We start from the raw sequence: 25,159 nt of genomic DNA on the forward strand, positions 1-25,159 counted from the left end.
TCTTCGGCACCGCCGGAATCGGGATCCATTCCTTCTCATCCCCCGGCACCCGCGCGAACTCCCCCGCGGTCCACGCGCGCTTGGCCTCGTCGATCCGGTCGCGCCGCGACGAGACGAAGTTCCACCACACATGCCGCGGCGTCGTGAACGCCTCGCCCCCGCACAGGGTCACGCGCCCGCCCGATGCCGACCGCAAGGTTGCCGCAATCCCCGGACGCATTACATACAGCGTCATCGGTTCGAGCGTCATCCCGTCGAGCGTCGCTTCGCCCATCGCGACATACAGCGCGCGCTCGTCGGCCGCCGGATCGATCGGCACGGAACCGCCCGGTTCCAGCAGGATATCGGCGTAAATCGTGCTCGCATAGGTGGTGGTCGGCGCGGAAACGCCCCATAAACGACCCATAACGACGCGCGCTTTCGCCCCCGGCGTCTCCACGACCGGCAGTTTGTCGCGCGGGACATGCTCGAACGCCGGGTCCATCTCCTCGTCCTTTTCAGGCAGCGCGATCCACGTTTGAATCCCCGACAATTCAGGCCCTTGCGCCCGCTCGGCCGAGGGCGACCGCTCGCTGTGGACGATCCCGCTCCCCGCCGTCATCAAATTGACCGCGCCCGGCTCGATCGTCGCCAGACTCCCGACCGAATCGCGATGGTCGATCGCGCCTGCAAACAGGTAAGTCACTGTAGCAAGGTTGATATGCGGATGCGGCCGGACGTCGATCCCCTCGCCCACGCTGAGCACCGCCGGCCCCATCTGGTCGAAAAAGATGAACGGCCCCACCATCGTCCGCGGCCGCGACGGCAAGGTCCGATGCACCTTGAACCCGCCGAGGTCATGCGTCACCGGGGTGATCGTCTGGAGGATCAGATCGTCATTGGTCACAGGTCAGGCTCCAGTGCCAGGAGGATCTCGCTGAGATCGCTCGGAAAATACGGTTCGTCGAGGGCCGCCAGCTCATCAGCGGTAAACCACCGCCAGCGCGTCATCACCCGTTGTTCGAGCGTGGTGTGGCCGCTCGTGTCGATCGCGTCCGCGTCGGTCCGCACGTGGAAATACCGCTCGTCCGCGCTGACTGGCACGCCCTCGATCGTGATGAACTCGACGTCGCGTTGCAGCACTTCGGGCCCGGGATCGGCGTAAATCCCGGTTTCCTCGATCAATTCCCGCCGCGCCGCGGTCGCATAATCCTCCCCCGGATCGAGCGCGCCGCCCGGCGTGCACCAGAACGGCGGGCGATCGTCGGGATCGAAGCGGAACAGCAGCACCCGGTCGGCCGCATCGCGCAACAGGATCCGCGCCGCCGGACGCAGGGCACGTTCCGTCATTCCCCGTCCAGCTCAGGATAGCGACGGAAAATGCCCTCGGTCGAGAACGGCACGCGCCGCTCGCTCTTGAGATATGCCCTGATCCCAGGGAGTTCGGCGACCTGATCGCGGATCGCGATCACGCGCGGATAGTCCGCCTCGATCGCCGCCATCCGCTTGGGGAACATGTAGCGCAGCCCCTCGACGATCTGGAACAGTGACGTGTCGGCGTAGGTCCAGCGATGGTCGACCAGCCAGTCCCCACTATGCGACGCCGCAGCCTGTTCGAAATGCTGGAAGAATTTCGGGATCCGCTCGTCGCGAAACCCATCGGCGGCGCCCAGCGCGGCGGTCTTCTGGTCCTCGTAATAGGCCATCATGTCGACCGGATGGTGGACGTTGTGGACCTCCGCGACCATGTCGGACATCGTCAGCTGCAACTGGTTGAGCCACAACCGGTCCGCCATATTGGACGGCGCAAGCTGATGCCGCTCGCCTAGATACAGCAGGATGTTGGCGACCTGACCGATCACCATCCCGTCGAGTTCGAGATACGGCGGCGCGAACGACCCGCGCTTCGCGGCGTGCTTCCCCAGATTGGCGACCAGCGCCTCCGCGCCCTGTTCACGCGCGCAATCGACATAATCGATCCCCGCGGCCTCGAGCGGCAGGCGGATGAACTCACCGCGTCCCTGGATACTCGGCCAATACCACAGCCCGTAGCGCACGCTCATTCTCCCGGAGCCCTCGCGCGGATCGCAAGGGCATGAATGCGATCGCGCAGCAGATCCGCCAGCGCCTGGTTGACCAGCCGCTGCCGCTGTACCCGGGAGAGGCCGGTGAAAGCGGGGGCTTCGATCGTCACCGAAAAGTGCGATTCGCCCGTGCCGTCGTCCCCCATGTGCCCGGCATGCTGCGCACTGTCGTTGCTGATGTCGAGACGCGTTGGAGAAAGCGCTGAATTCAGTCGATTCTCGATCTCCTTGACCAGAGGAATCGAGGGGGCGGCGGTGCTGGAAGGTTCGATCATCGCGCCTATATAGGGCGCTTTTGCATCCTCAGGGAGCCTGCGTGGCGCGCGATTCCGAAAAGAAAGACCGACCCAATGCTCGCTTCCACGGCCGCGTGGAGGGGACCGGACGGCTGTGCTCCTACCCCGGCTGCACCGAAGCGGGCGAATTCCGCGCGCCCCCCGAGGAAGGCCCGGCGAACGGGTTCGAGGGGCCGCGACCGTATCGCTGGTTCTGCCTCGAACATGTCCGCGCGTTCAACGCGCGCTACAACTTCTTCTCAGGGATGAGCCCCGACGAGATCCAGCAACAGCAACGGCCCTTCTCCGGATGGGAACGCGAAACGCGCGCGTTCGCGCATTCGGGCGCGGACGTGCCGCCGAAATGGTCCGATTTCCACGATCCCCTCGACGCGATCGGCGCGCGTTTCCGCCGTGCGGCAGAGGCACAGCGTAAGGACGGGCGACCGTTGTCCGAAGCGGACCGGCGCTCGCTCAAGGTGCTGGGCCTCGCGACCGACGTCGACCGGCGCGCATTGCGGGAACGCTATGCCGAACTGGTGCGGCGCTATCACCCGGATCGCAACGGCGGCGACCGCAGCTTCGAATCCAAGCTGCAGGACGTGATCAGCGCCTATACGCAGCTAAAGGGCGCACCGGCGTTCGCGTGACCACGCGGCTAATCACGCGATCCGCTTGGCGACCGCTTCCAGCTGTTCGGCCACCTTGGACCAGCCTTCGGTAAACCCCATCGCCTCGTGCTGTGCGCACGACTCTACGGTCCAGTGGCGGGCGCCGGCGGAATAGCGCGTCTTTCCCGCTTCGTCGGCGAATTCCAGGAAGCCGACGATGAACGGCCCTGCCGGGATCCAGCCCGTGGTAAAGGCGTCGGTAAACACAACCCGTTCCATCGGCACGACCTCTAGGAACACGCCTTCCTGCGGCATCACCTCGCCCTCGGGTCCGCGCATGATCATCGCCGAGCGGCCACCCGGTCGCGCATCCTGCTCGACGATCTCCACGGTCTACGGCGTCGGGCACCACCATTCGGCAAGGTGATCGGTCCAGGCCCGCCACACCGCTTCCCGCGGTGCGTCGATCAGGCGCGTGATCCGCAGTTCGTGCACGGGAGTCGGGAAAACGGCACAGCTCGATATGGATTCTTTCCTCACCCTGGATACCAGTTCCGTCGCGGTCGAGTGCGCCCCCGCTAGCGGGGGAGCGTCACGGTCATGCGGGTACGGCGGACGCGACCACGCCGAAGGCCACTCCATGTGGGTCGGTCGCGACGATGATGCGGTCTCCGCCCGGAACTTCGTGCGGCCCCATCAGCACGGCCCCGCCGCCGTCGCGCACTGCCGCCGCCGATGCTTCGATATCGGGAGCGCGAAAGTAGAATTGCCAGCCCAATGTCTGCTCCGGACTCTGACGCTGCATGGTCGCGCCGATCTCGCCGTCCGCGGCATGGACGAAGACATAGTCGCCCAGATCCCCCGACATCGTCATCTTGTCCGGATAGGTCCAGCCGAACAGCTTGGCGTAGAACGTGTTGGCCGACGCCTGATTTGACGTGACCAGTTCGTTCCAGGCGCATTTGCCAATGCCCGCGCCATCGAACGCGATGCTCGCTTCATCGCTATCGCCGCGCATGATATAGAAAGGTATGCCCTGCGGATCCGCGACCACCGCCATGCGGCCAATGCCGGGAAGGCTCCACGGCGCCATCAGGACCGCGCCCCCCGCAGCGGTGACCGCCGCGGCGGTCGCGTCGACATCCTCGACCCCGATGTAGAACAGCCATTTCGGCGTCGCGCCGCCCGTCGCCATTTCGGCGGTCAGCCGCATCACCCCGCCGACATTGCCGGACCCGGTCGCGATCATGCGATAATCCATGCCTTCCGGCGCTTCGGCCTCGATCTCCCACCCGAGCACCTTGTCGTAAAAGGTGCGCGAAGCACCGGGATCGGGGCTGACCAGTTCATACCAGATCGGCGTGCCATAGGCGTTTGTCATCGTCGTTCCCCTCCCCAGGTCGATCAGCAGTCGAGCACCACTTGAAAGCCGCCAAAAATCATCCGTGCGCCGTCGATCGGCATCTCGACGCCGGTCGAAACCATCCGCGGATCCGCGCGCATCTTTGCCATGCCCATGTCGCGGGTCGCCTTGTTGGGCCATTCGATCCACGAGAACACGACCGTCTCGCCGTCGCCCGCCTGGATCGCGCGCCGGAAGTCGGTCTGCTTTCCATCCGGCACGTCGTCCGCCCAGCCTTCCACGACGCGTGTCGCGCCATGGTCGCGAAAGATCGGCGCGATCGCCTCGGCAAAGCGCGCATAGCCCGCGCTGTCGGTCCCCGCCCTGACGGGAATGACCAGGCCATCGACGTAGGTCATGCGAGGACCCCTTCCGCCACTGGAGCAGGCGCATCGGACGCGGGCGCATACAGCGCAAGCTGGTCCGCCAGCGCCTTCTGAAAGGCAGGGCGCGCGGTACAGCGATCGAGATAGGCAAGCAGAGTCGGATAGCCCGAGAGGATCGCGTCGCGCGGCACGATCCGCAGCACGCACGCCATGATCAGATCCCCTGCGCTGAACGCATCGTCGAGGAACGGCTTGTCGGCCAGCGCCGCGGCAAGATCGCCAAGCCGCGTCTGCAGCGCCTCGACCACCGCCGGGCGCCGCATCGCCGACCACGGCTCGTCCGCCTGGAACAGGTCGACCATCACCAGATCGTTGGCGAACGGCTCGACCGAATTGAGCGCCGCGATCACCCATTGCTCGGCACGTGCCTGCCCGGCCGGATCGGGCGGCAGCAACCCCGGGGCCTGCCGCGCGATATGGAGCACGATTGCGCCGGATTCAAACAGCGCGACCGTATCGTCGCGGTAGGTCGGCACTTGGCCGAACGGCTGGAACGCGCGATGTTCTGGGGTCTTGGCGCTTTCCACCAGGTTCACGCGATACGCTATTCCGGTTTCCTCGAATGCCCAGCGGGCGCGAATATCGCGCACTTGCCCGCGAGCAAAGGGCGGAACCCACTGGAAGGTCGTGATGCTGGGAGTCATGCGATCCTCTCCTGTTGCAAGTCGAGCCGAAGCGCGGGTCAGGCCAGTTCCATGGCAACATCCGTCGCCGCCTCATCCATCCATACCGGCCCGAAACCATGGCCGTCGGGATCCTCGACCCCGCGCGAGTACATGAAGCCGTGGTCTTCCGCGCCATGGACCTCTCGGCCCCCAGCGGCGATCGCCCGCGCGGCGAACGTGTCGACCGCGTCCCGCGTATCGCACGACAGCGCGAACAGCGCGGCGCTGGTCGCGGCGACATCTGCGATCGGTTTCGTGGTCAAGGTGCCGTAGAAGTCGTGACGCGCGAGCATGAAGGTGATCGTATCCGACCAGACCATCGCCGCCGCCTGGTCGCCGGAAAAACGCGGATCGCGCGTGCAACCGATCGCTTCGTAGAAAGCGGTCGAACGCCCCACGTCCGCAACCGGCAGGCTGATGAAGATCCCCTTGGCCACGGCGCACTCTCCCCTTTGCGACTCGTCGTTTGCAAAGACTGCTCCGACTGGTTAGCAAAAACAACCATGAAGTTAGAAAAGATAACCACGAAGCGCTGGTATGGCGACGCCTGCGGAACCGCGCTCGCGCTCGAGTTCCTCGGTGAACGCTGGGCGCTGCTGATCGTGCGGGAGCTCCTGCTCGGCCCGCGTCGTTTCGGCGAGATCCGCGACGGCCTGCCGGGCGTGAGCGCGAACGTCCTGACACAGCGGCTGCAAACGCTTGAAGCCGCTGGCATCCTGACGCGGGAAAGCGCGCCGCCCCCCGCGAATATCCAGGTCTATGCGCTGACCCCATGGGGCCGCGAAGCCGAACCGATCGTGATGGCACTTGGACGCTGGGCGCTTCGCTCCCCGGCGCATGATCCTTCGCTGCCGTTTTCCCCCGTCTCGCTGATGCTGGCGCTTCGCATGATGCTCCTGCCCGAGCGTACCCACGGCTTCGACGCGACGATCGGGTTTCGCATGGGCACTGACACCTATGGCGCGCGTATCGTGGACGGCACGGTGCTGATCGAACGCGGCATGATCGACCACGCCAATGCCGTGCTTTCGGGCGAGCCCAACGCGTTCCTGCCCGCGCTGTTCGGCACCACCCCCTTGCCGGACATGGTTGCGCAGGGGCGCCTTGCGGTCAGCGGCGATGTCGCGCTGGCCGCGCGTTTCTGCACGTTTTTCGAACTTCCGCCAAAGATCGGATGCAACTGACGGCTCGACTTGGCGCGCCGCAAACGGCTAGGGAGGGCGGACCTTCTGTAAGAGCGCCCCCCTCATGACCGATATCCCCAACACCCAGCCAGACAGCCGCGAGACGACGATCCTCGATGCGCCCGATCGCATGGTGAAAGTCCGCGATCTGTTCGGGATCGATTCGGACATGGAAGTCCCCGCGTTCAGCGAAGCCGACGAGCGCGTTCCCGATCTCGACCCGGCCTATGTGTTCGATGCGCCGACCACGCTCGCGATCTGCGCGGGCTTCGCGCACAACCGCCGCGTGATGGTCCAGGGCTATCACGGCACCGGCAAGTCGACGCACATCGAACAGGTCGCGGCGCGCCTCAAATGGCCGTGCATCCGCATCAACCTCGACGCGCACATCAGCCGGATCGATCTGGTCGGCCGCGACGCGATCGTGCTGCGCGATGGCCAGCAGGTCACCGAATTCCGCGAAGGCCTACTTCCCTGGGCGCTGCAGACGCCGACCGCGCTCGTGTTCGACGAATATGACGCGGGCCGCCCGGACGTGATGTTCGTGATCCAGCGCGTGCTCGAGACCGAGGGCAAGCTCACGCTGCTCGACCAGAATCGCGTAATCCGCCCAAACCCGTATTTCCGCCTGTTCGCGACCGCGAACACGGTCGGTCTCGGCGATACGTCGGGCCTGTATCATGGCACGCAGCAGATCAACCAAGGGCAGATGGACCGCTGGAACATCGTCGTCACGCTCAACTATCTGCCCGCCGCGGTCGAGGCGCGGATCGTGCTCGCCAAGTCGGGCGAATATGACAAGCCGACCGGCAAGGCCGAGGTCGAGAACATGGTCCGCGTCGCGGATCTCACCCGCCGCGGCTTCATGAACGGCGATATCTCGACCGTGATGAGCCCGCGTACCGTCATCACCTGGGCGCAGAACACGCTGATCTTCGGCGATGTCGGCTTCGCGTTCCGGCTGTCCTTCCTCAACAAGTGCGACGAGACCGAGCGGTCGCTGGTCGCGGAATATTACCAGCGCGTGTTCGGCAAGGACTTGCCCGAGAGCGTCGTCGGCGCGGGCGTCAAGTAAGCCATGTTGCTCGCCCTGCTCTTGCAAGTCGCCGCCACGCCCCCGGTGCCGTGGCTGGTGACGACCAAGGTCGGCGCGGCGAGCACGGCGACCTCGACGTCGGTCTGGTCCGACGACGGCAAGGCGCGGCTGGTGGTGCGATGTGATGCCGCCAAGGAAAAGATCGTCTCGATCCAGTTCATTCCGCGCGGTGGCTTTCCCGCGGCGCAACCGCGCCCGGTGTCGATGAACATCGACGACAATGGCTGGCTCGGCGCCAACTGGCAGTTCCCGGGGAGCGGCGCGTTCACCAGCCAGGATGCGATCGTCACCACGCTCGCGGCGCAGATCGCGCATGGCAAGGCGATCAAGGTGCGGGTGATGAACCCGGACAATACGCCGGTCGACGTAACGTTCACCGGCCCGCCGACCGACGCGCCGGTCACGCGCGTGCTGAGCGCTTGCGGGTACCAACTGGGCGTCGTTCCGCCGCGCTCGGCGGTGCCGCTGGCCACGCCGACGGCGGCGGCGGTCACTCCGGCAACCGCTGTCGAGGAATAAAGTGATGGAATTCGGCCGCCTCAACCATGTCGGCGTGGCGACGCCATCGATCGAGAAGTCGATCGCCGTCTACCGCGACCTGATGGGCGCGACGCGGATCGGCGAACCGTTCGATCTCCCCGCGCAAGGCGTGAAGGTGTGCTTCATCGACACCCCCAACACGCAGATCGAGCTGATCGAGCCGTATGACGACAGCTCGCCGATCGCGGGGTTCCTCCGCAAGAACCCGGCGGGCGGGCAGCACCACGTCTGCTTCGAAGTCCCCGATATCCACGTCGCGGTGGCCGACCTGAAGGCGAAGGGCGCGACGATTCTCGGCGAACCCCGCATCGGCGCGCATGGCACGCCGATCGTCTTCGTCCACCCGCGCGACATGGGGGGCGTGCTGGTCGAACTGATGGAAACGCCCTCCGGCAACCACGGCTGACGGCTTGCGCCGCGCGTCCCCAGCCGGCCGCCCCCCCCATCCGTCATCCTGAACGCGTTTCAGGATCCAGCCCTCCGCGAGTCCGGACCGTGCCTGTTGCGCAGTGGATGCTGAAACGAGTTCAGCATGACGGCAGCTGTGGGGGGGTGACGATCAAACCTTCGGACTGGGAGCATCATGTCGGCGTCTTGAACCCCCACGCTTCCCTTTTGGCGCGCCTTCGGCTAAGGGCCGCGTTCTGATATTTCCCCGACATTGCTAGAGGTTTGTTTGGCCAAGGAAGAACTGCTCGAAATGCGTGGACAGGTGGTGGAGCTTCTCCCCAACGCCATGTTCCGCGTAAAGCTCGAAAACGACCACGAAATTCTCGGCCACACCGCCGGCAAGATGCGCAAGAACCGGATTCGCGTCCTGGTCGGCGATGAAGTGCTGGTCGAATTGACGCCGTATGATCTCACCAAGGGTCGCATCACCTATCGCTTCAAGTAACGGGCCCGCTTCTCCAGGCGGAACCGCCCGGGAAGACACTGCCATGACGCTCGTTCTTGCCTCCGCTTCGCCGCGCCGCCGCGATCTGCTCGCGCGGCTCGGGGTGACGCCCGCGCGCATCGCGGCACCCGACATCGACGAAAGCCCGCTCAAGGCCGAGCCGCCCCGTGTCTATGTCGAGCGGATCGCCGCCGCCAAGGCGCGCGCGGTGGAGCGTGCGCCGGGCGAGGTTATTCTGTCGGGCGACACCACCATCGCGCTCGGGCGCCGGATCCTCGGCAAGGCCGACGACGATGCCACGGTGCGCACGATGCTCGCCGCGCTGTCCGGCCGCCGCCATCATTGCCTGACCGCGGTCTGCGTGATCGACGCGACCGGCAAGCTGCGCGCGCGCCTTTCTGACACGATCGTCGCGTTCAAGCCGCTCTCCCCCGCCGAGATCGATGCGTATGTCGCGTGCGGCGAGGGTCTGGGCAAGGCGGGCGGCTATGCGATCCAAGGCCGCGCGGAAGCGTTCGTGCGGTTCCTGTCCGGCTCGCATTCTGGCGTCATCGGCCTGCCGCTGTTCGAAACGCGCGCGCTGCTGCTTGCGGCGGGTGTGCCGCTTGGCTGAATGGCTCCACGAGGCCGGGATCGGCGAGACCCGTGCCGCGCTGGTGGTGGACGGCGCGATCGTCGAAGCCCGAATCGAGCTTGATCGCCCCGGCCCGCGACTCGGCGCGGTCTTCCCCGCCCGACTGATCGAAATCACCGTCAAAGGCCGCGAAGGGCGAGTCGCCTTCGACGGCGGCGAGGCGATGATCGCGCCGCTCCCCCCCGGCATCACGCAAGGCGCCACGCTGACGGTCGAACTGACCCGCGAGGCGATCCCCGAGGGCAGGCGCACCAAGCTCCCGCGCGTAGCCCCCGCCGAAGGCCCCCCGCGCGATGGCCCCGACCTGCTCACGCGAATCACCGCAAGCGGCATCCCCGTTCGCACGCTCCACGCGCACGAACCCGATGCGCTCGAGGCGGCGGGCTGGTCCGAGGGACTCGAGGAAGCGATGACTGGCGACATCGTCTTCTACGGGTCGGTCGGTGGTGCGCTCCGGATGAGCCCCACGCCCGCGATGACGCTGTTCGACGTCGACGGCTATCCCCCGCTCGAACCGCTTGCACTTGCGGCGGCGAAAGCGGTCGCGGCGGCGATCGTGCGGATGGATATCGGCGGATCGATCGGAATCGACTTCCCGACGATCACCGGCAAGGCGGCGCGCGCCGCGGTCGATGCAGCGATCGACGCGGGCCTCCCGCAGCCGTTCGACCGGACCGCGATGAACGGCTTCGGCTTCGTCCAGATCATCCGCCGCCGCCCGCGCGCATCGCTCCCCGAACTCCTCCGCGCCGATCCTGCCGCCGCCGAAGCCCGCGCGTTGCTCCGGCGAATCGAGCGCACCCCGCCCCCGGCCCCGGCGAATCACCGCGTCAGTCCGCGCGTTCACGCGGCGCTCCGCGCCAACCCCGCCTGGACCGCTGCGCTGGCGCAGCGTACCGGCGTCACCCCGATCTTCGAAAGCGCCTGATGCCCCGCAACAAACCCTGTCCGCTCTGCGGCAAACCCCTGTCGCAGGCGCACGCCCCCTTCTGCAGCCAGGGCTGTCGCGACCGCGACCTGCTGCAATGGTTGGGCGAAGGTTATGCAATTCCTGTGACGACTCCGCCCGGAGATGAAGAAGACGGGCTAGACAGCACGAAATCTCCCGACTAAGAGGCCGCTTCCCAGACGGCCCCAGCGGGGTCGCCCGGTGTGCCCGAGTAGCTCAGTTGGTAGAGCATGCGACTGAAAATCGCAGTGTCGGTGGTTCGAATCCGCCCTCGGGCACCATTCCTTTATAGCGCGAATGGACCCCCTCCATGACCGAGACCAAGCGTACCGCCTTCATCACTGGCGGGACCGCCGGGATCGGTGCGGCAGCGGTCCATGCCTTCGCCGCCGCCGGATGGCGCGTCGTCACCACCGGGCGTCGCGCGGATCGTCTCGACAAACTGACCGAAGCGCTCGGCGCGGACACCGTTCACACGCTTGCCTTCGACATTCGCGACAAGGCCGCGCTTGAGAAAGCGATCGCCGGATTGCCCGCCGATTTCGCCGACATCGACCTGCTCATCAACAACGCCGGTCTCGCGCTCGGCACGTCGCCCGCTAACGAAGCGAAACTCGACGACTGGCAGACGATGATCGACACCAACATCACCGCGCTGGTCACCGTCACGCGGCTGCTGCTGCCGGGGATCGTCGCGCGCAAAGGCGCGATCATCAACCTGTCGTCGGTTGCGGCGACCTACCCTTATGCCGGCGGCAATGTGTACGGCGGGACCAAGGCGTTCGTCCGCCAGTTCAGCCTGGGTCTCCGCGCCGACCTGCACGGCAAGGGCGTCCGCGTCACGTCGATCGAACCGGGCATGGTCGAGACCGAATTCACCACCGTCCGCACCGGCGGCGACCAGGCCGCGTCGGACAAGCTCTACGGCGGCGTCAACCCGATGACCGCCGAGGACATTGCCGCCACCATGCTGTGGGTCGCCGAACAGCCGAAGCACCTCAACATCAACACGCTCGAGCTGATGCCGGTCAACCAGTCGTTCGCCGGGTTCGCGGTCGCGCGCGAGGGGTAACCGCGTCGGGGGCGCGCAACGGGGGGAGCGTAACGGGTTTTTAGGAGGCTTCGGGGCACAAGCCGCCGGGACATTCCCAGCCCAGGCGCCCCTCGATGCAGCGTTATCCCCTGATCGCCCCCAACCCCCCGCGCCTCAGCGAACACCGCACGGCCCTGCAGCGCGTCGAGGCGTCGGGCGTGTTCAGCAACAACGGTCCCGAAGTTCGCGCATTCGAACAGGATGCGACCGCACAATTGTTCGGCGGGCAAGGTGCGACGCTGGCCGTCGTCAACGCCACGATCGGGCTGATGGTCGCGCTGCGCGAGGCGGTCGGCGAGCAGCCGGACGGGCGCTACGCGCTGATGCCCGCGCTGACCTTCGCCGCGACCGCACAGGCGGCAATCTGGGCCGGGCTGACCCCGCTGATCTGCGACATCGACCCGGCGGACTGGACCGCGAACGCGGCGCAGGAAGAACGCCTGCTCGCCGAACATGGCGACCGGATCGCGGTGCTGCTGCCGTACGCGACCTTCGGCACGGCGATCGATCTCGACCGCTATGCCTGGCTGCAACGGCAGACCGGCGTCGGCGTGGTGATCGATGCCGCCGCGTCGCTCGGCACGATCGACGACTCGGGAATGGGTTTCGGCGCGGACGCGCCGTTCGCGGTGGTGCATTCGATGCACGCCACCAAGACCTTCGCGGTCGCCGAGGGCGGGCTGATCCATTCGGGCGACGCACGGCTGATCGCACGCCTCCGTGCGATGGCCAATTTCGGGTTCGAGGCGGGACGCAGCGCGACGCTCGATGGCCTGAACGCCAAGCTGCCCGAGGTCATCGCGGTGATGGCACGCACCAAGCTCGCCGAGATCGACGCGATCTGCGACCACCGCGCCGCGCTCGAGGCGGCGTACCGCGAGCAGCTCGTCGGCGTCTCCTTCCAGCAAGCGACCGGTCGGCGTCGCGCGAGCCAGTTCATGCCGATCCTGCTGCCCGAGCATCTCGCGCACCGTCGCGATTCGATCGCCGCCGCGATCGAGGCCGCGGGAGTCGGTGTCGGTCGCTATTTCAGCCCGCATCTCGGCGAACAGCCGTTGTTCCAGCGCCGCGCGACCTTCCTGCCGACCCCGGTCGCCGATTCGGTCGGCGCACGCTCGCTGTCGCTCCCCGTCACCGATGCGATGGGGATCGACGACGTCGCGGAGATCGTCGAACGCATCCACCGCGTGCTGGCGGCGGAGGACCGCGTCCCCGCCCGCCCGCGTGCCCCGGCGATCGCATCGATGCTGGTCGTCGGCGGCGGCCCGGCCGGCACCGCGATGCTGACCGCGGCGAGCAAGCGCGGACGCCTCGCCGACCTCGCGGCATCGGGGCTGATCGTCGCCGAACGCGGCGATTCGCTCGGCGAGGGGCGGATCGGGCGGTACGGCATCACGTCGGACAGCACCGCCGAAACCTTCCTGAGCGCGGTGAAGGACAATCCGCATCCCGAGATCGCCGCGCTGACGGATCATCCCGCGGGGCGTGCGGTCGCGCGGCACATCGGTGCGCTTGGCGTGCCGCTGGTCGAGGCCGGCCCGTTCGTCCGCGCGACGGGGGAACGGCTGCACGGCCTGGTTGGGCGGCATGGCGGAACCGTGTTGACCGGGCATGACGTGCTGTCGACGACGCGCACATCCACCGGCCTGTGGTCGAGCCGGATGCGCCGGATCGCCGACGGCGTGGAGTTCGATCAACTCTCGCAATCGGTCGTGATCGCGACGGGCGGGCATCAACCGCTCGACCGGCTCGCGGCGCAGCAGGTCGGCGGTGTGTCGCTCGTCAGCGAAGTCGGCGATCGGCTGATGCAGTCGGACGAAGCGCTCGCGCTCGGCGGCCCCGCCAAGATCATCGATCTGCTGTCGCGCAAGCGCAATCCGCGGATCGTCATCATCGGCGGATCGACCAGCGCGCTCGCGACGACGGTGCTCCTGCTCAAGACCGCCGCGATCCCGTTCGGCGCGGAAGCGATCACGTTGCTCCACCGCCGCCCGCTGCGCCCCTTCTATCCCACCCCCGAAGCGGCGCGCGCGGACGGGTTCACCGATTTCGGCCCGGACGACATCTGTCCGGTCAGCGGCTTCGTCTATCGGCTCGCCGGGTTCCGGCTGGAGGCGCGCGAACTGGTCCTGCGGATGCTCCGCGTCGATGGTCGTGCGCCGGATCCGCGCGTCGTGGCGCACCGCGTCGCGGGCAACGACGATCCGTTCGTGCGGACGCGGCTGGCGGAAGCGGATCTGGTGATCGCCGCGCTCGGCTATCGTCCGCGCGCGCTCGACGTCCGCGACAGCGACGGCAGCGCGATCGCGCTCGCCGCGCAGGACGGACGCGCGATGGTCGACCGGCATTGCCGGGTGGTCGCCGCCGATGGCGCCGCGATCCCGGGGCTGTACGGCATCGGGCTCGCCGCCGGGTTCGTGCCCTGGGGGCATCTGGGCGGGGAAGCGAGCTTCTCGGGGCAGGCGAACGGCCTGTGGCAATGGCAGAACGACGTCGGCGCGATGATCGTCGATCAGGTGCTCGGCGGCGCGGTGCGCGCGGTCGCATGACGTTTCTCACCACCCCCGACCCCGTCGTCAGCGTCATCATCCCGACCTACAACGGGTCCGCGCTGGTCGCGGAGACGATCGCGTCGTTGCAGGCGCAGACGCTCGCCGATTTCGAGGTGATCGTGATCGACGATTGCTCGACCGACGATACGGTCGCAGTCGTCGCCGCGATCGACGATCCGCGCATCCGCCTGATCCGCGCCGAGCGCAATCGCGGCGTCGTGCTGACGCGCAACGCGGGCTTCGCGCTCGCGCGCGGGCGCTGCATCGCGGCGCTCGACCAGGATGATCTGTGCCACCCCGAGCGGTTCGCGCGGCAGGTCGCGTATCTCGACATGCATCCCGCGGTCGCCTTGGTGGGCACCGCCGCCAACGTGTTGCAGGACGGCGTGATCCTGCCCTCCCCGCTCGCGCCGGTGTCGACGCCAGCGCTGATCGCGTGGTTGTTGCAGATCGAGAACCCGCTGGTCTGGTCCTCGGTGATGATCCGCACCGATGCGGCGCGCCGGCTCGATCCGTTCAACCGGCCCGAGCTGCTCTATGCCGAGGATTTCGATCTCTACCACCGCATCCTGCCGATCGGCGGGGTCGCGCGGATCGACGCCGAGCTGCTCACCTATCGCCGCCACGCCGCCGGCGCGTCGCAGCGCCAGGCGACCGCGATGCGCGACAGTGCCACGCGCGTGCTTGCGGGCGTCTATGCCGCACGCTTCGGGGACGTCGCGGCAGACACGGCGGCGCTGATCGTCGCGCATGTAATGGCGCACCAGCCCGTCCCCGATCGCGCCACGCTGGAGCGCGTCGGCGCGGCGCTGGTCACGTTGCAGGAGGACTTCATGGCAACGCACCGTCCGGATCGCGAAAACGCCAAGCTGATCCGCTGGGAAACCGCGCGGCGCTGGGCGCGGATCGGGCGTGCAGGCTTGCGCACCGGCGGATTGCGGCTGGGGGATGCGACCGGCGTGCGACCCGACCACCTCGGGCTCGGCTATGCCGGGATCGAGGATCTGGTGCTGTCGCGGCTGGTCGGCACCGTGCGCGGGGTACAGCGCCGCCGCGCCGCACGCGCCGCGAAGATCTGAGGCCTCACACGCCGCCGCCGCGCGCCTCCATCCGGCCCCGCTCGGACAGGCTGCGGAACGTCAGCGACCAACGCGTCGCCTCGATCGGCGCGATGCTGTGCTCCCACGCCCAGCGCGCTTCGCCCGACAGGTGATAGATCGAGCGCGGCGCGAGCGGTTGCGCCTCGCGCCGATACGTAGCGCGCCCCCCACGTTCGCCGTCCCGCAACCGGAACCGCATCGTCGCGGGCGCGCCGAGCGATAAGCCGACGACATGCTCGAACATCGGGCGATCGCGATGCCACCCGATCCCCGCGCCCGGATCGTACCGGATCAGCAGCCCCTGGACGAGCGCGTCGGGCGCCAGCCCGGCAAACGCCGCCGCCCGCGCGCGGATCGGCAACAACACGTCCGGAATGGGCGCGACCGGAGTGAAACTCCCCCGCTCGAAATCATAATGCCAGCCGTACGATGCGGTGAGCCGCTTGCCGAGCCACTGCTGGAAGCGGAACGGCGTCAGGTCCGCGGCCTCGATCGTCGCGATCACCGTTTGCTCTTCCGCCGGGGACAGAAACGCCTCGGCAGCGGTCAGTCCGGCTGGGGCGGGCGTGGCGAACAGGTCGGTCTGGTGAAAAGCCATCGACCCGATATAGCGACGCGCGCCGTCGGCCCAATGCCGGAAATCCGCCCGATTCCAGCACCGACTCCGGCCTGACGCCCCGTCCAGCGGCGCGATTCGGCTCGGCCGAACCGCCGCTTTGCGACGAACCGCCCAAGTCACGGGACGGAAACCGTCTCGAACGGGGATCGAACCCCGCCGATTAAGACACTGATACCCATTTATATGGTAAAGCAGAGCCATCAACGACGAGGGACATGTTCCAAACCGTGCAAGATCAGTCACTTACCATTTCACGTCGCGCATTTGCGGGCTCCGCCCTGGCAATGCTCGGCGCTTCGACCATCGTCCCGGCCCGTGCGCAGGCGCCCGTTTTCGGCCGTCCGATGGCTCCCGCAACGATCCAGCCACTCGCCTCGACGCGAGTCGTCCGCCCCGAATTGCTCCGCCACGCGCTGGCCGCGCTGCAGCGCCACGGGTCGCAAATTCCGCACCATGACCGCATCGCGATCGCGGACTTTTCGCTCTCCTCCGCGCAGCCGCGGTTCTATCTGGTCGACATGGCCAATGGCATGGCGACGACGCTGCTCGTCACCCACGGCAGCGGCAGCGATCCGTCGCACACCGGCTATCTGCAGCGCTTCTCGAACAACGAGGGGTCGAACGCTTCGAGCGAAGGCGCGTTCGTCGCGTCGGACTATTACGTCGGCAAACATGGTCGGTCGCAACGGCTGATCGGGCTGGATGCCACCAACTACCGAGCGTTGCAGCGCGCGCTGGTGGTGCATTCGGCCTGGTATGCCGATCCGGAGATGGTCCGCACGCACGGCCAGCTCGGCCGCAGCCAGGGGTGTTTCGCGGTCAGCGAAGGCGATCTCGACCAGGTCTTCGCGCGGCTCGGCCAAGGCCGGATGATCTATTCCGCCAAGGTCTGAGACTACCCCCTGCCGGGCATGACAGGAAGTTCATGCCCGCGATGCTGCGGCGTCATCCAGCGAAGCGCAGAACCGGGATCCACCCGTTGTAGAGGGATCTCATGACCAAGCTTCTCGCGCCCGCACTCGCCGTCTTCGCGCTGGCCACCAGCACCATCACGCTCGATACCGCCGCATCGGCCAAGGGCTGCATCCGCGGCGCGGTCGCCGGCGGAGTCGCCGGCCATTACGCGCACCACCATGCGATCGCCGGCGCAGCGGCCGGCTGCGTGATCGCGCACCATCACTACAAGCAAAAGGCCAAGGCCGCCGCAGCACAACCCGCGCGCTGATCCCGCGCGGTCTGCCGCTTTCCGGCGACAGCGGTATCGTTGTCGCCGGGAATCAGCGCGCGCGCATCGTGACGGCACCCCCGCGACCACCTCTCACCCGAAAGCCCGTCGCGATGCCCGCAAAAATCTCTCCGTTCGGTTCAGCGTTCCGCATGGTGGCAACGGCATTGCTGAGCCTGGCGACGGCCCCCGCCATCGCCGCGCCTGCCCCCAGCGGAACCGTCGCGCTGACCTTCGACGACTTGCCCGTATTCGGCGCAAAAACGTCGGCGGCGGACGGCGCGGCGATGACCACGCGGCTGCTCGCCGGGCTCAAGCGCGCGCATGACACCGCGACCGGCTTCGTCAACGAGGCCCAGCTGGCAACCCCGGATCGGGCGGACCGCGTCCGCATGCTGAGCCAGTGGCTCGACGCCGGGATGGACCTCGGCAACCACAGCTATTCGCACCTCTCGCTCAACGCCGTGCCGGTCGAAACGTACATCGCCGACGTTGCCCACGGCGCACAGGAAACCGGCGCGCTGCTCGCCGCGCGCGGGCGGCGCGAGCGCTGGTATCGCTATCCCTATCTCGAGACGGGCCTGACGCACGCGGTCCGCCACCGGTTCGAGGGATGGCTCGCCACGCACGGCTACCGCGTCGCGCCGGTGACGATGGAGAATTCCGACTGGCGCTTCGCCACGCCCTATGACGCCGCGGTCGCGCGCGGGGACCATGCCGGTGCCGAGCGAATCCGCGCCGCCTACCTCGCCTACACCCGCCAGATCGTGCCGTGGTACCGGCAGGCGGGCCGCGCGCTGTTCGGCCGCGAGCCCGCGTTCGTCTTCCTGCTTCACGCGAGCCATCTCAACGCCGCGAGCATCGACGATCTCGCTGCGATCCTGCGCGACCAGCATCTGCGTGTCGTCTCGCTCGACACCGCGATGCGCGATCCGGCCTACCGCACCCCGGACACCTATGTCGGGCCGAACGGCGACGGCTGGCTCGATCGCTGGGCGCTGACCCTCCACCGCTCCCTCCCCTATGCGTCGCTGCCGACCGTGCCCAAGGCGATCATCGCCGAAGACGCCCGGCTGGAAGGCGCGACCGATCCTCGAGCCGCTGCGACGTCCTGAACCATGAAACCTTTCCTGACCTGCCTCACCCTGCTGCTGGGCGCGACGACGGCTGCTGCGGCACCGCCGTCGCGCCCAGTCCACGCGGCATCCGCCCCGTGGCCCGCGGGCGTCGTGCTCCCCGCGGGCGACCCGATCGACGAAGCGTATCGCCAGGAATTCGGCACGTGTGATCGCGCGGACCGGTTTCACGGCCACAAGGTCCACGGGTGTCGCAACGACCCGAACGCGGTCACCGCGCTCCGCCGTCTGCCGGGGAATGCGGTCGCCTATGTCGCAAAGCTCGCGGTCGATCTCGACGGATCGCCATTCGCGTGCAGTCCCGCGCATGGCAGGATGGACCAATGCCCGACGTCGCTGATGCTCCCCGACGGCAAGGGCGGCGAGACGCCGGTCGACGCGGACAAGATCCCCTATGTCGTCATCCCGTGGGAAGGCCCGCGCGACGAACAGGGCCGCTTCACCCAAAAGACCGGGGTCGACGTCGGCGATTTTGGCGTGGTGATCGCGCACGGGCGGACGATCCCGGTGATCGTCGCCGATACCGGCCCGTTCGAGAAGCTCGGTGAAGGCTCGCTCGCACTGCACCGCGCGCTTGGCCGCGAGCTGTGCGTCGCGCGCACCAACACGGGCACGTGCCGCCGCGTGATCGAACGGATGGAGAGCATCGGCGGCGACGTCACCACCGTGCTGTTCCCGCACACCGCGCGCAACGGCCTCACCCCCGCCACGATCGCGCAAGTCGTCCGCACCGAGGGGCTGCGGCACTGGCAGACGCTGCAGAAGCGGGGCTGACGCGCCCCGCCCGACTCTATTTCCGAATTTATAAGACAACAGCTTGCCGTGCCGCACTTCTCATTTAGGATGCGGGCATGATCACGCGGCGCACCATCATCGGATCCTCCCTCGCGGCCTTTGCGGCAACGGGACTTCCTGGCCCCCTCCTGGCCGCCCCATCGGCCGGTCGGCTCAAACAGTCGGTCAGCCGTTGGTGCTACCAGAAGATCCCGCTCGACCAGCTCTGCGCCGCCGCGGCGAAGATGGGGTTGCAGGGCATCGATCTGCTCGAACCCGCCGATTACGAGACGCCGCGCAAATACGGGATGCGCTGCACCATGGGCTATGCCGCCGCCCCGATGACGATCCCCAACGGCCTCAACCGCCGCGAGAACCACGACGCGATCGAACAGGCGTTCCGCGTCGGCATCCCGCAGGCGGCCAAGGCGGGCGTCCCCAACGTCATCGCCTTCTCGGGCAATCGCAAGGGCATGTCGGACGAGGAAGGCGCCGCCAACGCCGTCATCGGCCTCAACCGCGTCAAGAAGATCGCCGAGGATAATGACGTCACGATCTGCATCGAACTGCTCAACAGCAAGCGCGACCATGCCGATTACATGGCCGACCATACTGCGTGGGGCGTGAAGGTCTGCAAGGAAGTCAACTCGCCACGGGTCAAGCTGCTGTACGACATCTACCATATGCAGATCATGGAAGGCGACCTGATCGCCACGATCCGCGAGAACATCCAGTGGCTCGGGCATTTCCACACCGGCGGGGTCCCGGGGCGCCACAATCTCGACGGCACGCAAGAAGTGGACTGGCACGCGGTCGCCAAGAGCGTCGCCGACCTGGGGTTCAAGGGCTATTTCGCGCATGAATTCATGCCGGTCGGCGATCCGCTGACCGCGCTCGCGCAGGCCGTGAAGACGTGCACGGTCTGAACAAGCGGGGGAGCAGCGTGGGGTTGGACCGGAGAGACGCACTGACGGGAATTGCCTTTGCGGCCGCGGCAGCGGCGATCACGGGCCCGGCCAAAGCCGCGGAAGCGGGCGGGCTGCGCCACCAGGTGTTCTTCTGGCTCAAGCGTCCGGGAAATGCCGAAGACCGCGCCAAACTGGTGGCCGGACTAAAGACGCTTGCCGCGGTCCCGCAAGTGCGCGCGCTCCACGTCGGCGTGCCGGCGGGAACCGAACAGCGCGACGTGGTCGATTCCAGCTTCGATGTTTCGGAGCTGATGCTGTTCGACACGATCGCCGATCAGAAAACCTATCAGGAGCATCCCGCGCACCTCGCCTTCGTCAAGACGTGCTCGCCGCTGTGGCGCAAGGTCGTGGTCTACGACACCGTGCCGGCCTGACCGACGCGAAATCGAACGCAAGCCCATCCCGCTCCCCTCCCTGAAAGGGAGGGGAGCGGGATGGGTTGGCCAGCGGCGCGCGCCACGCTCTCCCCATACGAACCCACCTTCCAGGAAGGGGAGACGGCAGGGGGCAGCAAGCTGCCAGGTAGCGGACCCGATACCGGCTCCCCAGCCCGCAAATTGCCCGCCCCCGCCTCCTCCAGCTACCCCCCCACCACTCCACGCCGATCTTCCCGAAATGCCCCGCGCCCACCTCATAACGGAACGCATCGGCGAGCTGCTCCAGCGGGAAGCAGCGGTCGACCACCGGGCGCACCCCGCTCGCCTCCAGCGCGCGGACGAATTCCTGCTGTTCGCGGCGGCTCCCGACGATCAGCCCTTGCAACCGCGCCTGCTTGGACATCAGCGCCGCGGTCGGCACGTCACCCGCGCCGCCGGTCAGCACGCCGATCAGCGAGATATGCCCGCCGACGCGCACCGCCGTGATCGACTGCGCGAGCGTCCCCGGCCCGCCGACCTCGACGACGTGATCGACCCCGCGCCCACCGGTCCACTCCAGGATCGCGCTGCCCCATTCGGGCGTATCACGATAATTGACGCAGTGATCCGCCCCCAGCGCCCGCGCACGCTCCAGCTTCTCGTCCGACGACGAGGTGATCGCGACCACCGCGCCCATCATCTTGGCGATCTGCAACGCCCAGATCGACACGCCGCCGGTCCCGAGCAACAGCACCGTGTCCCCCGCCTTGAGCTTGCCGTCCACCACCAGCGCGCGCCACGCGGTCAGCCCGGCGGTGGTGATCGTCGCCGCCTCGACCGCGTCATAGCCCTTGGGCGCGTGCGTGAAGGCGGTCGCGGGCAGCACCACCGCCTCGCGCGCGAATCCGTCGATCCCGTCGCCGGGCGTGCGGCTGAAGTCGCCGATCGTCGGTGTCCCGTCCTGCCAGTCGGGGAAGAAGCACGACACGACCATGTCCCCCACCGCGAATTCGGTAACGCCGTCGCCGACCGCCTCGACCAGCCCCGCGCCATCGGCGAGCGGGATCCGGCCCGCAGCCTCTCCCATCCGCCCGGTCACGACGCCAAGGTCATGGAAGTTGAGGGAGCTGCCGTGCAGCGCGACGCGAATCTCGCCCGCGCCCGGCTGGCCCGGATCCGCGCTCTCACCGAGCGCCAGCGTATCGAGCGTCATCGGATTGCCTACAGTAAACGTCCGCATCATGATCTCCTTGGTCGGGCACCATGCCCCGATATCGCGCGCTCAACGCCCGGCGGCGGCGACCGGCCCCGACGAAGGACGATGCAAAGAAGCCCCTCCCCTTGAGGGGAGGGGTTGGGGTGGGGAAGATCAGCAAAGCCGACCTCTCTGCAGGGCACTGCCCCACCCCCAACCACTCCCCTTCAGGGGCGGGGCTTAGAAAACATGCGACGCGTGCGGCAACCCTTAGCGCGAACGGATGCGGTGCCCGGTCGAAAAGCGATGAACTCCCCACTTGGTAAGCCGTTGTGCTGCAAACCCCTGACCCGGAAAGCGAAACGCGCATGGCATTCTCCCCCTCCCCCGTATGGCTGATCACCGGCTGCTCGACCGGTTTCGGGCGCGACCTCGCGCAGTTGATCATCGACCGGGGCTGGCGCCTGATCGCCACCGCGCGCGACGCAGACCGCGTCGCCGACCTTGCCAAGGCCGCCCCCGACCGCGTCCTCGCGCTGGCGCTCGACGTGACCGTCCAGGACCAGATCGACGCGGTCACCAAAGCCGCAATCGAAAAGTTCGGCCGGATCGACGTGCTCGTCAACAATGCGGGCTACGGCTACCAGAGCACGATCGAGGAAGGCGTCGACGCGGAGATCCGCCAGCAGTTCGACGCCAACGTCTTCGGCCTGTTCGCGATGACGCGCGCGGTGCTGCCGCACATGCGCGCGCAAAAGAGCGGGCATATCATCAACATCACCTCGGTCGCGGGCCTCGTCGGGTTTCCGGCCTCGGGCTATTACGCGGCCTCGAAACACGCGGTCGAAGGCTTTTCGGATTCACTGCTGGCCGAGGTCGCGCCGCTCGGGATCGACGTCACCTGTGTCGAGCCGGGTCCGTTCCGCACCGACTGGGCGGGCCGCTCGCTCCAGCAGACGCAGAGCACCATCGCCGATTACGCCGATACCGCGGGCAAACGTCTCGCGGATACGCGTGGGGTCAGCGGCAAGCAGGCGGGCGACCCCGTCCGCGCGGGCGAGGCGATGATCGCGCTGACGGTCGATCCCAATCCGCCACGGCATCTCGTGCTCGGCAAATGGGGCTATGACGCGGTCAGCGACAAGCTTCGCGCCCGGTCGGCCGAAATCGAACGCCACCGCGACGCCAGCCTCGCGGCGGATTACCCGGACGCCTGATCGCCGCCGCGCCGGTTCGATCCCCCCGGCGCGGTCCGCGCATGGCCGAGCGACAGGCGCCCGGTCATGCGCGGGCGGATCGCGCCGGTCGCGCCGGTGCGTGCGTCGTCCGGTGCCCCCGCGTGCGGCTTCCCCGTCATGCCGCGCGCCGGACCGCAGGGCGTGCGGTCCACTCGGGCAAGTGCTGGTGCCGCAACATCGCCTCGGGGGTGATACGGTCCGCGACGACCGCGAACCGGTCGCCGTCGACCAGCACTTCGGGGATGCGCGCGCGGCAATTGTAGGTCGACGCCATCGTCGCACCATAGGCCCCGACGGTGCGGAACACCGCCAGGTCGCCCGCCTTCACCCGGTCGATCTCGCGCCCCGTAGCGAAAGTATCGCCGCTTTCGCAGACCGGACCGGCAATGTTCGCCACCATCCGCGCCCCGCTCGGTTCGACTGCGGCGAAATCGTGGAACGCATCGTATAGCGCGGGCCGCGCAAGGTCGTTCATCGCCGCATCGACGATGACATGCGGGTCGGGCGCGCCGGGCTTGATCCACACGACTTCGGTCAACAATACCCCCGCCGCCGCCGCGATGAAGCGCCCGGGTTCGAACGTGAGCGTCACGTCCCAGTCGCGCGTGACGCGGTCCACCATGATCCCATACGCCCAGGCCCGCGGCATCGGCTCGCCCGGACGGTAAGCAACACCCAGACCCCCGCCCAGATCGACGCGGTCGATCCGATGCCCCGCACTGCGCAACGCCGCGATCAGCGCGCCGGTCCGACGATAGGCAGTCTCCAGTGGCGCGAGATCGGCGAGCTGGCTCCCGATGTGGATCGCGATGCCGCACAGGTCGAGCCCGTCGAGCGCCGCCAGCCGACCATAGATCGCAAAGGCATCGCCGTAAGCCACCCCGAACTTGTTCTGCTTCCGCCCGGTCGAGATCTTGGCATGCGTCCCCGCATCGACATCCGGATTGACGCGGAGCACCGCGGTCGCCCGTACGCCTCTGGCGCGCGCGAGCATCGCCAGCATCTGCCCCTCTTCCTCCAGCTCGATGTTGAACTGCCCGATCCCGGCATCCAGCGCCGCGACCAGCTCGCGCCGGGTCTTGCCGACCCCGGAATAGAGGATTCCCGACGCGGGCATCCCCGCCGCCAGCGCGTGGACGAGCTCCCCGCCCGAGACGATGTCCGCGCCGTACCCCTCCTCCGCCAGCAGCTGCAGCACCGCCAGGTTCGGATTGGCCTTCACCGCAAACGCCAGATGCTTGCGCCGGATCGGCGCCAGCGCCTCGCGAAACGTGCGGGCGGCACTGCGCAGTGCGGCGCTCGAATAGACATAGCTCGGCGTCCCCACGGCGGCGGCGATGTCGGGCAGCGCGACGCCTTCGGCATGCAGCACCCCGTCGCGGAGCGGGAACGGCTGGATGGCTTGCATCAGGTCAGTCATGGCGCTGCGCCGTCCTGCGCCCGCGCCGGGCGTGGAGCGTTTGCGGCAAGCGCTTGTGGCGGCTGCGTTCGACCCGGAATGCGGCGGGCACGCGCTTGCCCTGGACGATCAGCACGAACCCGAGCAGCGCGAAACCGAAACCGACCAGCCCCGGCAAACTGCTCTCCCCGATCCGCTCGAGCGACGCCACGACGCTCCCCGCCGCCAACAGCGCGACTCCGATGCCGCGCCACAGCATGTCCCGGTGCGTCATGCCGCCTCTCCCCGCACTGGCGTTTCGGTCGGTACGGGGTCGGCGATCACGGTCCGCCCGGCCCCCGCAATCGCACGCGCGCGCGCCCGATGCTGCGCCGCGTGGCGCGAATCCCCGTGCCACAGCACGATGTCCGCCGGCAGATCGCATTCCGACCCGAGCGCGGCGACGATGTCGCCCGTCTCGAACGCAATCCCGATCGCGGGATCCCGCACGTCGGAAGCGGCGCTCCGCGCCCGCCCGATACAATGCGGCGTCGCCCCGATCCCGCGCGCCTCGATCGCCGAGAACCCCAGCGTCCGCGCATGGCGCACCGCGCACAGCAGCAGCGTCCCCGTCCCGCAATCCGCATCGACGATACGCACGCTGTGCCGGTTGGCGTCGCGCAGCGCGGTCAGCGCCGCCGCCAGCGCGGCCCAGCGCGGATCGCGGCAACGGGGGGCGCGGCGTGGTCGCAAAAGGGCGCGCGGTCGGGGCGACCGGCGCGCGTTCGGGGACAGCATTATGCTGTGATCGGCCAGATAGGTCAT

Annotated in this window: 32 protein-coding genes, 1 tRNA gene and 2 pseudogenes; 20 read left to right on the forward strand and 15 right to left on the reverse strand. The window is 67.9% G+C overall.

The features are described from left to right. From QBJ92_RS01765 to QBJ92_RS01780, 4 genes are all read right to left on the reverse strand, one after another. A partial coding sequence (locus tag QBJ92_RS01765) for a pirin family protein (RefSeq protein WP_277967973.1) occupies positions 1–886 on the reverse strand: 886 nt, incomplete at its 3' end. Next, complete coding sequence (locus QBJ92_RS01770; RefSeq protein WP_277967974.1) at positions 883–1,329, reverse strand: NUDIX hydrolase; 447 nt, start codon at positions 1,327–1,329, stop codon at positions 883–885. The genes QBJ92_RS01765 and QBJ92_RS01770, both read right to left, overlap by 4 nt. Then, positions 1,326–2,042: a glutathione S-transferase gene (locus QBJ92_RS01775; RefSeq protein ID WP_277967975.1), complete on the reverse strand. Its 717-nt coding sequence runs from the start codon at positions 2,040–2,042 to the stop codon at positions 1,326–1,328. Before QBJ92_RS01775 ends, QBJ92_RS01770 begins: the two co-directional genes overlap by 4 nt. Beyond that, a complete protein-coding gene (locus tag QBJ92_RS01780; protein ID WP_277967976.1) occupies positions 2,039–2,338 on the reverse strand; it encodes a BolA family protein in 300 nt (99 codons plus the stop codon). Before QBJ92_RS01780 ends, QBJ92_RS01775 begins: the two co-directional genes overlap by 4 nt. Positions 2,339–2,379: 41 nt before the next feature. Here QBJ92_RS01780 and QBJ92_RS01785 point away from each other — a divergent pair, with 41 nt between their 5' ends. Continuing rightward, complete coding sequence (locus QBJ92_RS01785; protein ID WP_277967977.1) at positions 2,380–2,988, forward strand: J domain-containing protein; 609 nt, start codon at positions 2,380–2,382, stop codon at positions 2,986–2,988. 12 nt (positions 2,989–3,000) lie between these two features. Here the strand turns inward: QBJ92_RS01785 and QBJ92_RS01790 are convergent. From QBJ92_RS01790 to QBJ92_RS01810, 5 genes and pseudogenes are all read right to left on the reverse strand, one after another. After that, positions 3,001–3,444 (reverse strand): annotated as a pseudogene (locus tag QBJ92_RS01790) (SRPBCC family protein). 103 nt (positions 3,445–3,547) lie between these two features. Then, positions 3,548–4,330: a VOC family protein gene (locus QBJ92_RS01795; protein ID WP_277967978.1), complete on the reverse strand. Its 783-nt coding sequence runs from the start codon at positions 4,328–4,330 to the stop codon at positions 3,548–3,550. 23 nt (positions 4,331–4,353) lie between these two features. Next, the gene (locus tag QBJ92_RS01800; protein WP_277967979.1) at positions 4,354–4,710 is read right to left on the reverse strand and encodes a DUF1428 domain-containing protein; all 357 of its coding nucleotides are present in this window, start codon (positions 4,708–4,710) and stop codon (positions 4,354–4,356) included. Continuing rightward, on the reverse strand, positions 4,707–5,381 hold the full coding sequence (locus QBJ92_RS01805) for a glutathione S-transferase family protein (RefSeq protein WP_277967980.1): 675 nt from the start codon (positions 5,379–5,381) through the stop codon (positions 4,707–4,709). Before QBJ92_RS01805 ends, QBJ92_RS01800 begins: the two co-directional genes overlap by 4 nt. A gap of 38 nt (positions 5,382–5,419) precedes the next feature. Next, entirely contained in the window at positions 5,420–5,839 is a 420-nt protein-coding gene (locus QBJ92_RS01810) for a VOC family protein (RefSeq protein ID WP_277967981.1), read from the reverse strand. 66 nt (positions 5,840–5,905) lie between these two features. Here QBJ92_RS01810 and QBJ92_RS01815 point away from each other — a divergent pair, with 66 nt between their 5' ends. From QBJ92_RS01815 to QBJ92_RS01870, 12 genes are all read left to right on the forward strand, one after another. Continuing rightward, on the forward strand, positions 5,906–6,586 hold the full coding sequence (locus QBJ92_RS01815) for a winged helix-turn-helix transcriptional regulator (protein ID WP_277967982.1): 681 nt from the start codon (positions 5,906–5,908) through the stop codon (positions 6,584–6,586). A gap of 64 nt (positions 6,587–6,650) precedes the next feature. Continuing rightward, positions 6,651–7,661: a cobaltochelatase subunit CobS gene (gene cobS / locus QBJ92_RS01820; protein WP_010162485.1), complete on the forward strand. Its 1,011-nt coding sequence runs from the start codon at positions 6,651–6,653 to the stop codon at positions 7,659–7,661. Positions 7,662–7,664: 3 nt separating this feature from the next. Next, the gene (locus QBJ92_RS01825) at positions 7,665–8,201 is read left to right on the forward strand and encodes a hypothetical protein (protein WP_277967983.1); all 537 of its coding nucleotides are present in this window, start codon (positions 7,665–7,667) and stop codon (positions 8,199–8,201) included. Positions 8,202–8,205: 4 nt separating this feature from the next. Further along, on the forward strand, positions 8,206–8,628 hold the full coding sequence (gene mce, locus QBJ92_RS01830) for a methylmalonyl-CoA epimerase (protein WP_277967984.1): 423 nt from the start codon (positions 8,206–8,208) through the stop codon (positions 8,626–8,628). 270 nt (positions 8,629–8,898) lie between these two features. Further along, positions 8,899–9,117 carry a translation initiation factor IF-1 gene (infA, locus tag QBJ92_RS01835; protein ID WP_010162480.1) on the forward strand — a complete coding sequence of 73 codons (219 nt, stop codon included), beginning with the start codon at positions 8,899–8,901 and terminating at the stop codon, positions 9,115–9,117. 43 nt (positions 9,118–9,160) lie between these two features. Continuing rightward, positions 9,161–9,730, forward strand: a complete 570-nt coding sequence (locus QBJ92_RS01840) for a Maf family protein (protein WP_277967985.1) — start codon at positions 9,161–9,163, stop codon at positions 9,728–9,730. Beyond that, positions 9,723–10,679, forward strand: a complete 957-nt coding sequence (locus QBJ92_RS01845) for a ribonuclease (RefSeq protein ID WP_277967986.1) — start codon at positions 9,723–9,725, stop codon at positions 10,677–10,679. The genes QBJ92_RS01840 and QBJ92_RS01845 overlap by 8 nt, the downstream gene beginning before the upstream one ends. After that, on the forward strand, positions 10,679–10,864 hold the full coding sequence (locus QBJ92_RS01850) for a DNA gyrase inhibitor YacG (RefSeq protein ID WP_277967987.1): 186 nt from the start codon (positions 10,679–10,681) through the stop codon (positions 10,862–10,864). The genes QBJ92_RS01845 and QBJ92_RS01850 overlap by 1 nt, the downstream gene beginning before the upstream one ends. A 41-nt stretch (positions 10,865–10,905) precedes the next feature. Further along, a tRNA-Phe gene (locus QBJ92_RS01855) sits at positions 10,906–10,981 on the forward strand. Between the two features lie 29 nt (positions 10,982–11,010). Beyond that, entirely contained in the window at positions 11,011–11,772 is a 762-nt protein-coding gene (locus QBJ92_RS01860) for an SDR family NAD(P)-dependent oxidoreductase (RefSeq protein WP_277967988.1), read from the forward strand. Between the two features lie 95 nt (positions 11,773–11,867). Then, on the forward strand, positions 11,868–14,342 hold the full coding sequence (locus QBJ92_RS01865; protein ID WP_277967989.1) for a DegT/DnrJ/EryC1/StrS family aminotransferase: 2,475 nt from the start codon (positions 11,868–11,870) through the stop codon (positions 14,340–14,342). Next, entirely contained in the window at positions 14,339–15,424 is a 1,086-nt protein-coding gene (locus tag QBJ92_RS01870) for a glycosyltransferase family 2 protein (RefSeq protein ID WP_277967990.1), read from the forward strand. Before QBJ92_RS01865 ends, QBJ92_RS01870 begins: the two co-directional genes overlap by 4 nt. A gap of 4 nt (positions 15,425–15,428) precedes the next feature. Here QBJ92_RS01870 and QBJ92_RS01875 read toward each other — a convergent pair whose 3' ends face one another. Continuing rightward, a complete protein-coding gene (locus QBJ92_RS01875) occupies positions 15,429–16,043 on the reverse strand; it encodes an alpha-ketoglutarate-dependent dioxygenase AlkB (RefSeq protein WP_277967991.1) in 615 nt (204 codons plus the stop codon). A 236-nt stretch (positions 16,044–16,279) separates the two neighbouring features. On the opposite strand from QBJ92_RS01875, the gene QBJ92_RS01880 reads away from it, so the two are divergent. The 6 genes from QBJ92_RS01880 (at position 16,280) to QBJ92_RS01905 (ending at position 20,541) form a co-directional block, all read left to right on the forward strand. Further along, entirely contained in the window at positions 16,280–16,957 is a 678-nt protein-coding gene (locus tag QBJ92_RS01880) for a murein L,D-transpeptidase catalytic domain family protein (protein ID WP_277967992.1), read from the forward strand. Between the two features lie 101 nt (positions 16,958–17,058). Then, positions 17,059–17,289 carry a hypothetical protein gene (locus QBJ92_RS01885; protein WP_277967993.1) on the forward strand — a complete coding sequence of 77 codons (231 nt, stop codon included), beginning with the start codon at positions 17,059–17,061 and terminating at the stop codon, positions 17,287–17,289. Positions 17,290–17,402: 113 nt separating this feature from the next. Further along, positions 17,403–18,404 (forward strand): polysaccharide deacetylase family protein, encoded by a 1,002-nt coding sequence (locus QBJ92_RS01890; protein ID WP_277967994.1) that lies wholly within the window; start codon positions 17,403–17,405, stop codon positions 18,402–18,404. 3 nt (positions 18,405–18,407) lie between these two features. Further along, positions 18,408–19,199: a glycoside hydrolase family 75 protein gene (locus tag QBJ92_RS01895; protein ID WP_277967995.1), complete on the forward strand. Its 792-nt coding sequence runs from the start codon at positions 18,408–18,410 to the stop codon at positions 19,197–19,199. A 77-nt stretch (positions 19,200–19,276) separates the two neighbouring features. Further along, on the forward strand, positions 19,277–20,125 hold the full coding sequence (locus tag QBJ92_RS01900; protein ID WP_277967996.1) for a hydroxypyruvate isomerase family protein: 849 nt from the start codon (positions 19,277–19,279) through the stop codon (positions 20,123–20,125). Positions 20,126–20,142: 17 nt separating this feature from the next. Then, a complete protein-coding gene (locus QBJ92_RS01905; protein WP_277967997.1) occupies positions 20,143–20,541 on the forward strand; it encodes a Dabb family protein in 399 nt (132 codons plus the stop codon). Positions 20,542–20,758: 217 nt separating this feature from the next. Here QBJ92_RS01905 and QBJ92_RS01910 read toward each other — a convergent pair. Then, positions 20,759–21,736, reverse strand: a pseudogene (locus QBJ92_RS01910) (zinc-dependent alcohol dehydrogenase family protein); the annotation flags it as partial. 350 nt (positions 21,737–22,086) lie between these two features. Here QBJ92_RS01910 and QBJ92_RS01915 point away from each other — a divergent pair. Beyond that, on the forward strand, positions 22,087–22,935 hold the full coding sequence (locus tag QBJ92_RS01915) for an oxidoreductase (protein WP_277967998.1): 849 nt from the start codon (positions 22,087–22,089) through the stop codon (positions 22,933–22,935). Here QBJ92_RS01915 and QBJ92_RS01920 read toward each other — a convergent pair. The 4 genes from QBJ92_RS01920 to QBJ92_RS01935 are packed head-to-tail and all read right to left on the reverse strand — an operon-like array spanning position 22,920 to position 25,159. Further along, positions 22,920–23,075 carry a hypothetical protein gene (locus QBJ92_RS01920; RefSeq protein ID WP_277967999.1) on the reverse strand — a complete coding sequence of 52 codons (156 nt, stop codon included), beginning with the start codon at positions 23,073–23,075 and terminating at the stop codon, positions 22,920–22,922. The genes QBJ92_RS01915 and QBJ92_RS01920 overlap by 16 nt on opposite strands. Further along, complete coding sequence (lysA, locus tag QBJ92_RS01925) at positions 23,072–24,376, reverse strand: diaminopimelate decarboxylase (protein WP_277968000.1); 1,305 nt, start codon at positions 24,374–24,376, stop codon at positions 23,072–23,074. The genes QBJ92_RS01920 and lysA overlap by 4 nt, the downstream gene beginning before the upstream one ends. Beyond that, the gene (locus QBJ92_RS01930; RefSeq protein ID WP_277968001.1) at positions 24,369–24,629 is read right to left on the reverse strand and encodes a hypothetical protein; all 261 of its coding nucleotides are present in this window, start codon (positions 24,627–24,629) and stop codon (positions 24,369–24,371) included. The genes lysA and QBJ92_RS01930 overlap by 8 nt, the downstream gene beginning before the upstream one ends. Continuing rightward, on the reverse strand, positions 24,626–25,159 hold the full coding sequence (locus QBJ92_RS01935) for an SAM-dependent methyltransferase (RefSeq protein ID WP_277968002.1): 534 nt from the start codon (positions 25,157–25,159) through the stop codon (positions 24,626–24,628). The genes QBJ92_RS01930 and QBJ92_RS01935 overlap by 4 nt, the downstream gene beginning before the upstream one ends.

This window comes from Sphingomonas echinoides (genome assembly GCF_029623395.1).
In the GTDB taxonomy this organism is placed as follows: Bacteria; Pseudomonadota; Alphaproteobacteria; order Sphingomonadales; family Sphingomonadaceae; genus Sphingomonas; species Sphingomonas echinoides_A.

Excerpts from the sequence above, each read along its gene's own strand:
- QBJ92_RS01770 (WP_277967974.1), bottom strand. The coding sequence starts at position 1,329 with ATGACGGAACGTGCCCTGCGTCCGGCGGCGCGGATCCTGTTGCGCGAT.
- QBJ92_RS01775 (WP_277967975.1), bottom strand. The coding sequence starts at position 2,042 with ATGAGCGTGCGCTACGGGCTGTGGTATTGGCCGAGTATCCAGGGACGC.
- QBJ92_RS01780 (WP_277967976.1), bottom strand. The coding sequence starts at position 2,338 with ATGATCGAACCTTCCAGCACCGCCGCCCCCTCGATTCCTCTGGTCAAG.
- QBJ92_RS01795 (WP_277967978.1), bottom strand. The coding sequence starts at position 4,330 with ATGACAAACGCCTATGGCACGCCGATCTGGTATGAACTGGTCAGCCCC.
- QBJ92_RS01800 (WP_277967979.1), bottom strand. The coding sequence starts at position 4,710 with ATGACCTACGTCGATGGCCTGGTCATTCCCGTCAGGGCGGGGACCGAC.
- QBJ92_RS01805 (WP_277967980.1), bottom strand. The coding sequence starts at position 5,381 with ATGACTCCCAGCATCACGACCTTCCAGTGGGTTCCGCCCTTTGCTCGC.
- QBJ92_RS01815 (WP_277967982.1), top strand. The coding sequence starts at position 5,906 with ATGAAGTTAGAAAAGATAACCACGAAGCGCTGGTATGGCGACGCCTGC.
- cobS (WP_010162485.1), top strand. The coding sequence starts at position 6,651 with ATGACCGATATCCCCAACACCCAGCCAGACAGCCGCGAGACGACGATC.
- QBJ92_RS01825 (WP_277967983.1), top strand. The coding sequence starts at position 7,665 with ATGTTGCTCGCCCTGCTCTTGCAAGTCGCCGCCACGCCCCCGGTGCCG.
- mce (WP_277967984.1), top strand. The coding sequence starts at position 8,206 with ATGGAATTCGGCCGCCTCAACCATGTCGGCGTGGCGACGCCATCGATC.
- QBJ92_RS01840 (WP_277967985.1), top strand. The coding sequence starts at position 9,161 with ATGACGCTCGTTCTTGCCTCCGCTTCGCCGCGCCGCCGCGATCTGCTC.
- QBJ92_RS01850 (WP_277967987.1), top strand. The coding sequence starts at position 10,679 with ATGCCCCGCAACAAACCCTGTCCGCTCTGCGGCAAACCCCTGTCGCAG.
- QBJ92_RS01860 (WP_277967988.1), top strand. The coding sequence starts at position 11,011 with ATGACCGAGACCAAGCGTACCGCCTTCATCACTGGCGGGACCGCCGGG.
- QBJ92_RS01865 (WP_277967989.1), top strand. The coding sequence starts at position 11,868 with ATGCAGCGTTATCCCCTGATCGCCCCCAACCCCCCGCGCCTCAGCGAA.
- QBJ92_RS01870 (WP_277967990.1), top strand. The coding sequence starts at position 14,339 with ATGACGTTTCTCACCACCCCCGACCCCGTCGTCAGCGTCATCATCCCG.
- QBJ92_RS01875 (WP_277967991.1), bottom strand. The coding sequence starts at position 16,043 with ATGGCTTTTCACCAGACCGACCTGTTCGCCACGCCCGCCCCAGCCGGA.
- QBJ92_RS01880 (WP_277967992.1), top strand. The coding sequence starts at position 16,280 with ATGTTCCAAACCGTGCAAGATCAGTCACTTACCATTTCACGTCGCGCA.
- QBJ92_RS01885 (WP_277967993.1), top strand. The coding sequence starts at position 17,059 with ATGACCAAGCTTCTCGCGCCCGCACTCGCCGTCTTCGCGCTGGCCACC.
- QBJ92_RS01890 (WP_277967994.1), top strand. The coding sequence starts at position 17,403 with ATGCCCGCAAAAATCTCTCCGTTCGGTTCAGCGTTCCGCATGGTGGCA.
- QBJ92_RS01895 (WP_277967995.1), top strand. The coding sequence starts at position 18,408 with ATGAAACCTTTCCTGACCTGCCTCACCCTGCTGCTGGGCGCGACGACG.
- QBJ92_RS01900 (WP_277967996.1), top strand. The coding sequence starts at position 19,277 with ATGATCACGCGGCGCACCATCATCGGATCCTCCCTCGCGGCCTTTGCG.
- QBJ92_RS01915 (WP_277967998.1), top strand. The coding sequence starts at position 22,087 with ATGGCATTCTCCCCCTCCCCCGTATGGCTGATCACCGGCTGCTCGACC.
- QBJ92_RS01920 (WP_277967999.1), bottom strand. The coding sequence starts at position 23,075 with ATGACGGGGAAGCCGCACGCGGGGGCACCGGACGACGCACGCACCGGC.
- lysA (WP_277968000.1), bottom strand. The coding sequence starts at position 24,376 with ATGACTGACCTGATGCAAGCCATCCAGCCGTTCCCGCTCCGCGACGGG.
- QBJ92_RS01930 (WP_277968001.1), bottom strand. The coding sequence starts at position 24,629 with ATGACGCACCGGGACATGCTGTGGCGCGGCATCGGAGTCGCGCTGTTG.
- QBJ92_RS01935 (WP_277968002.1), bottom strand. The coding sequence starts at position 25,159 with ATGACCTATCTGGCCGATCACAGCATAATGCTGTCCCCGAACGCGCGC.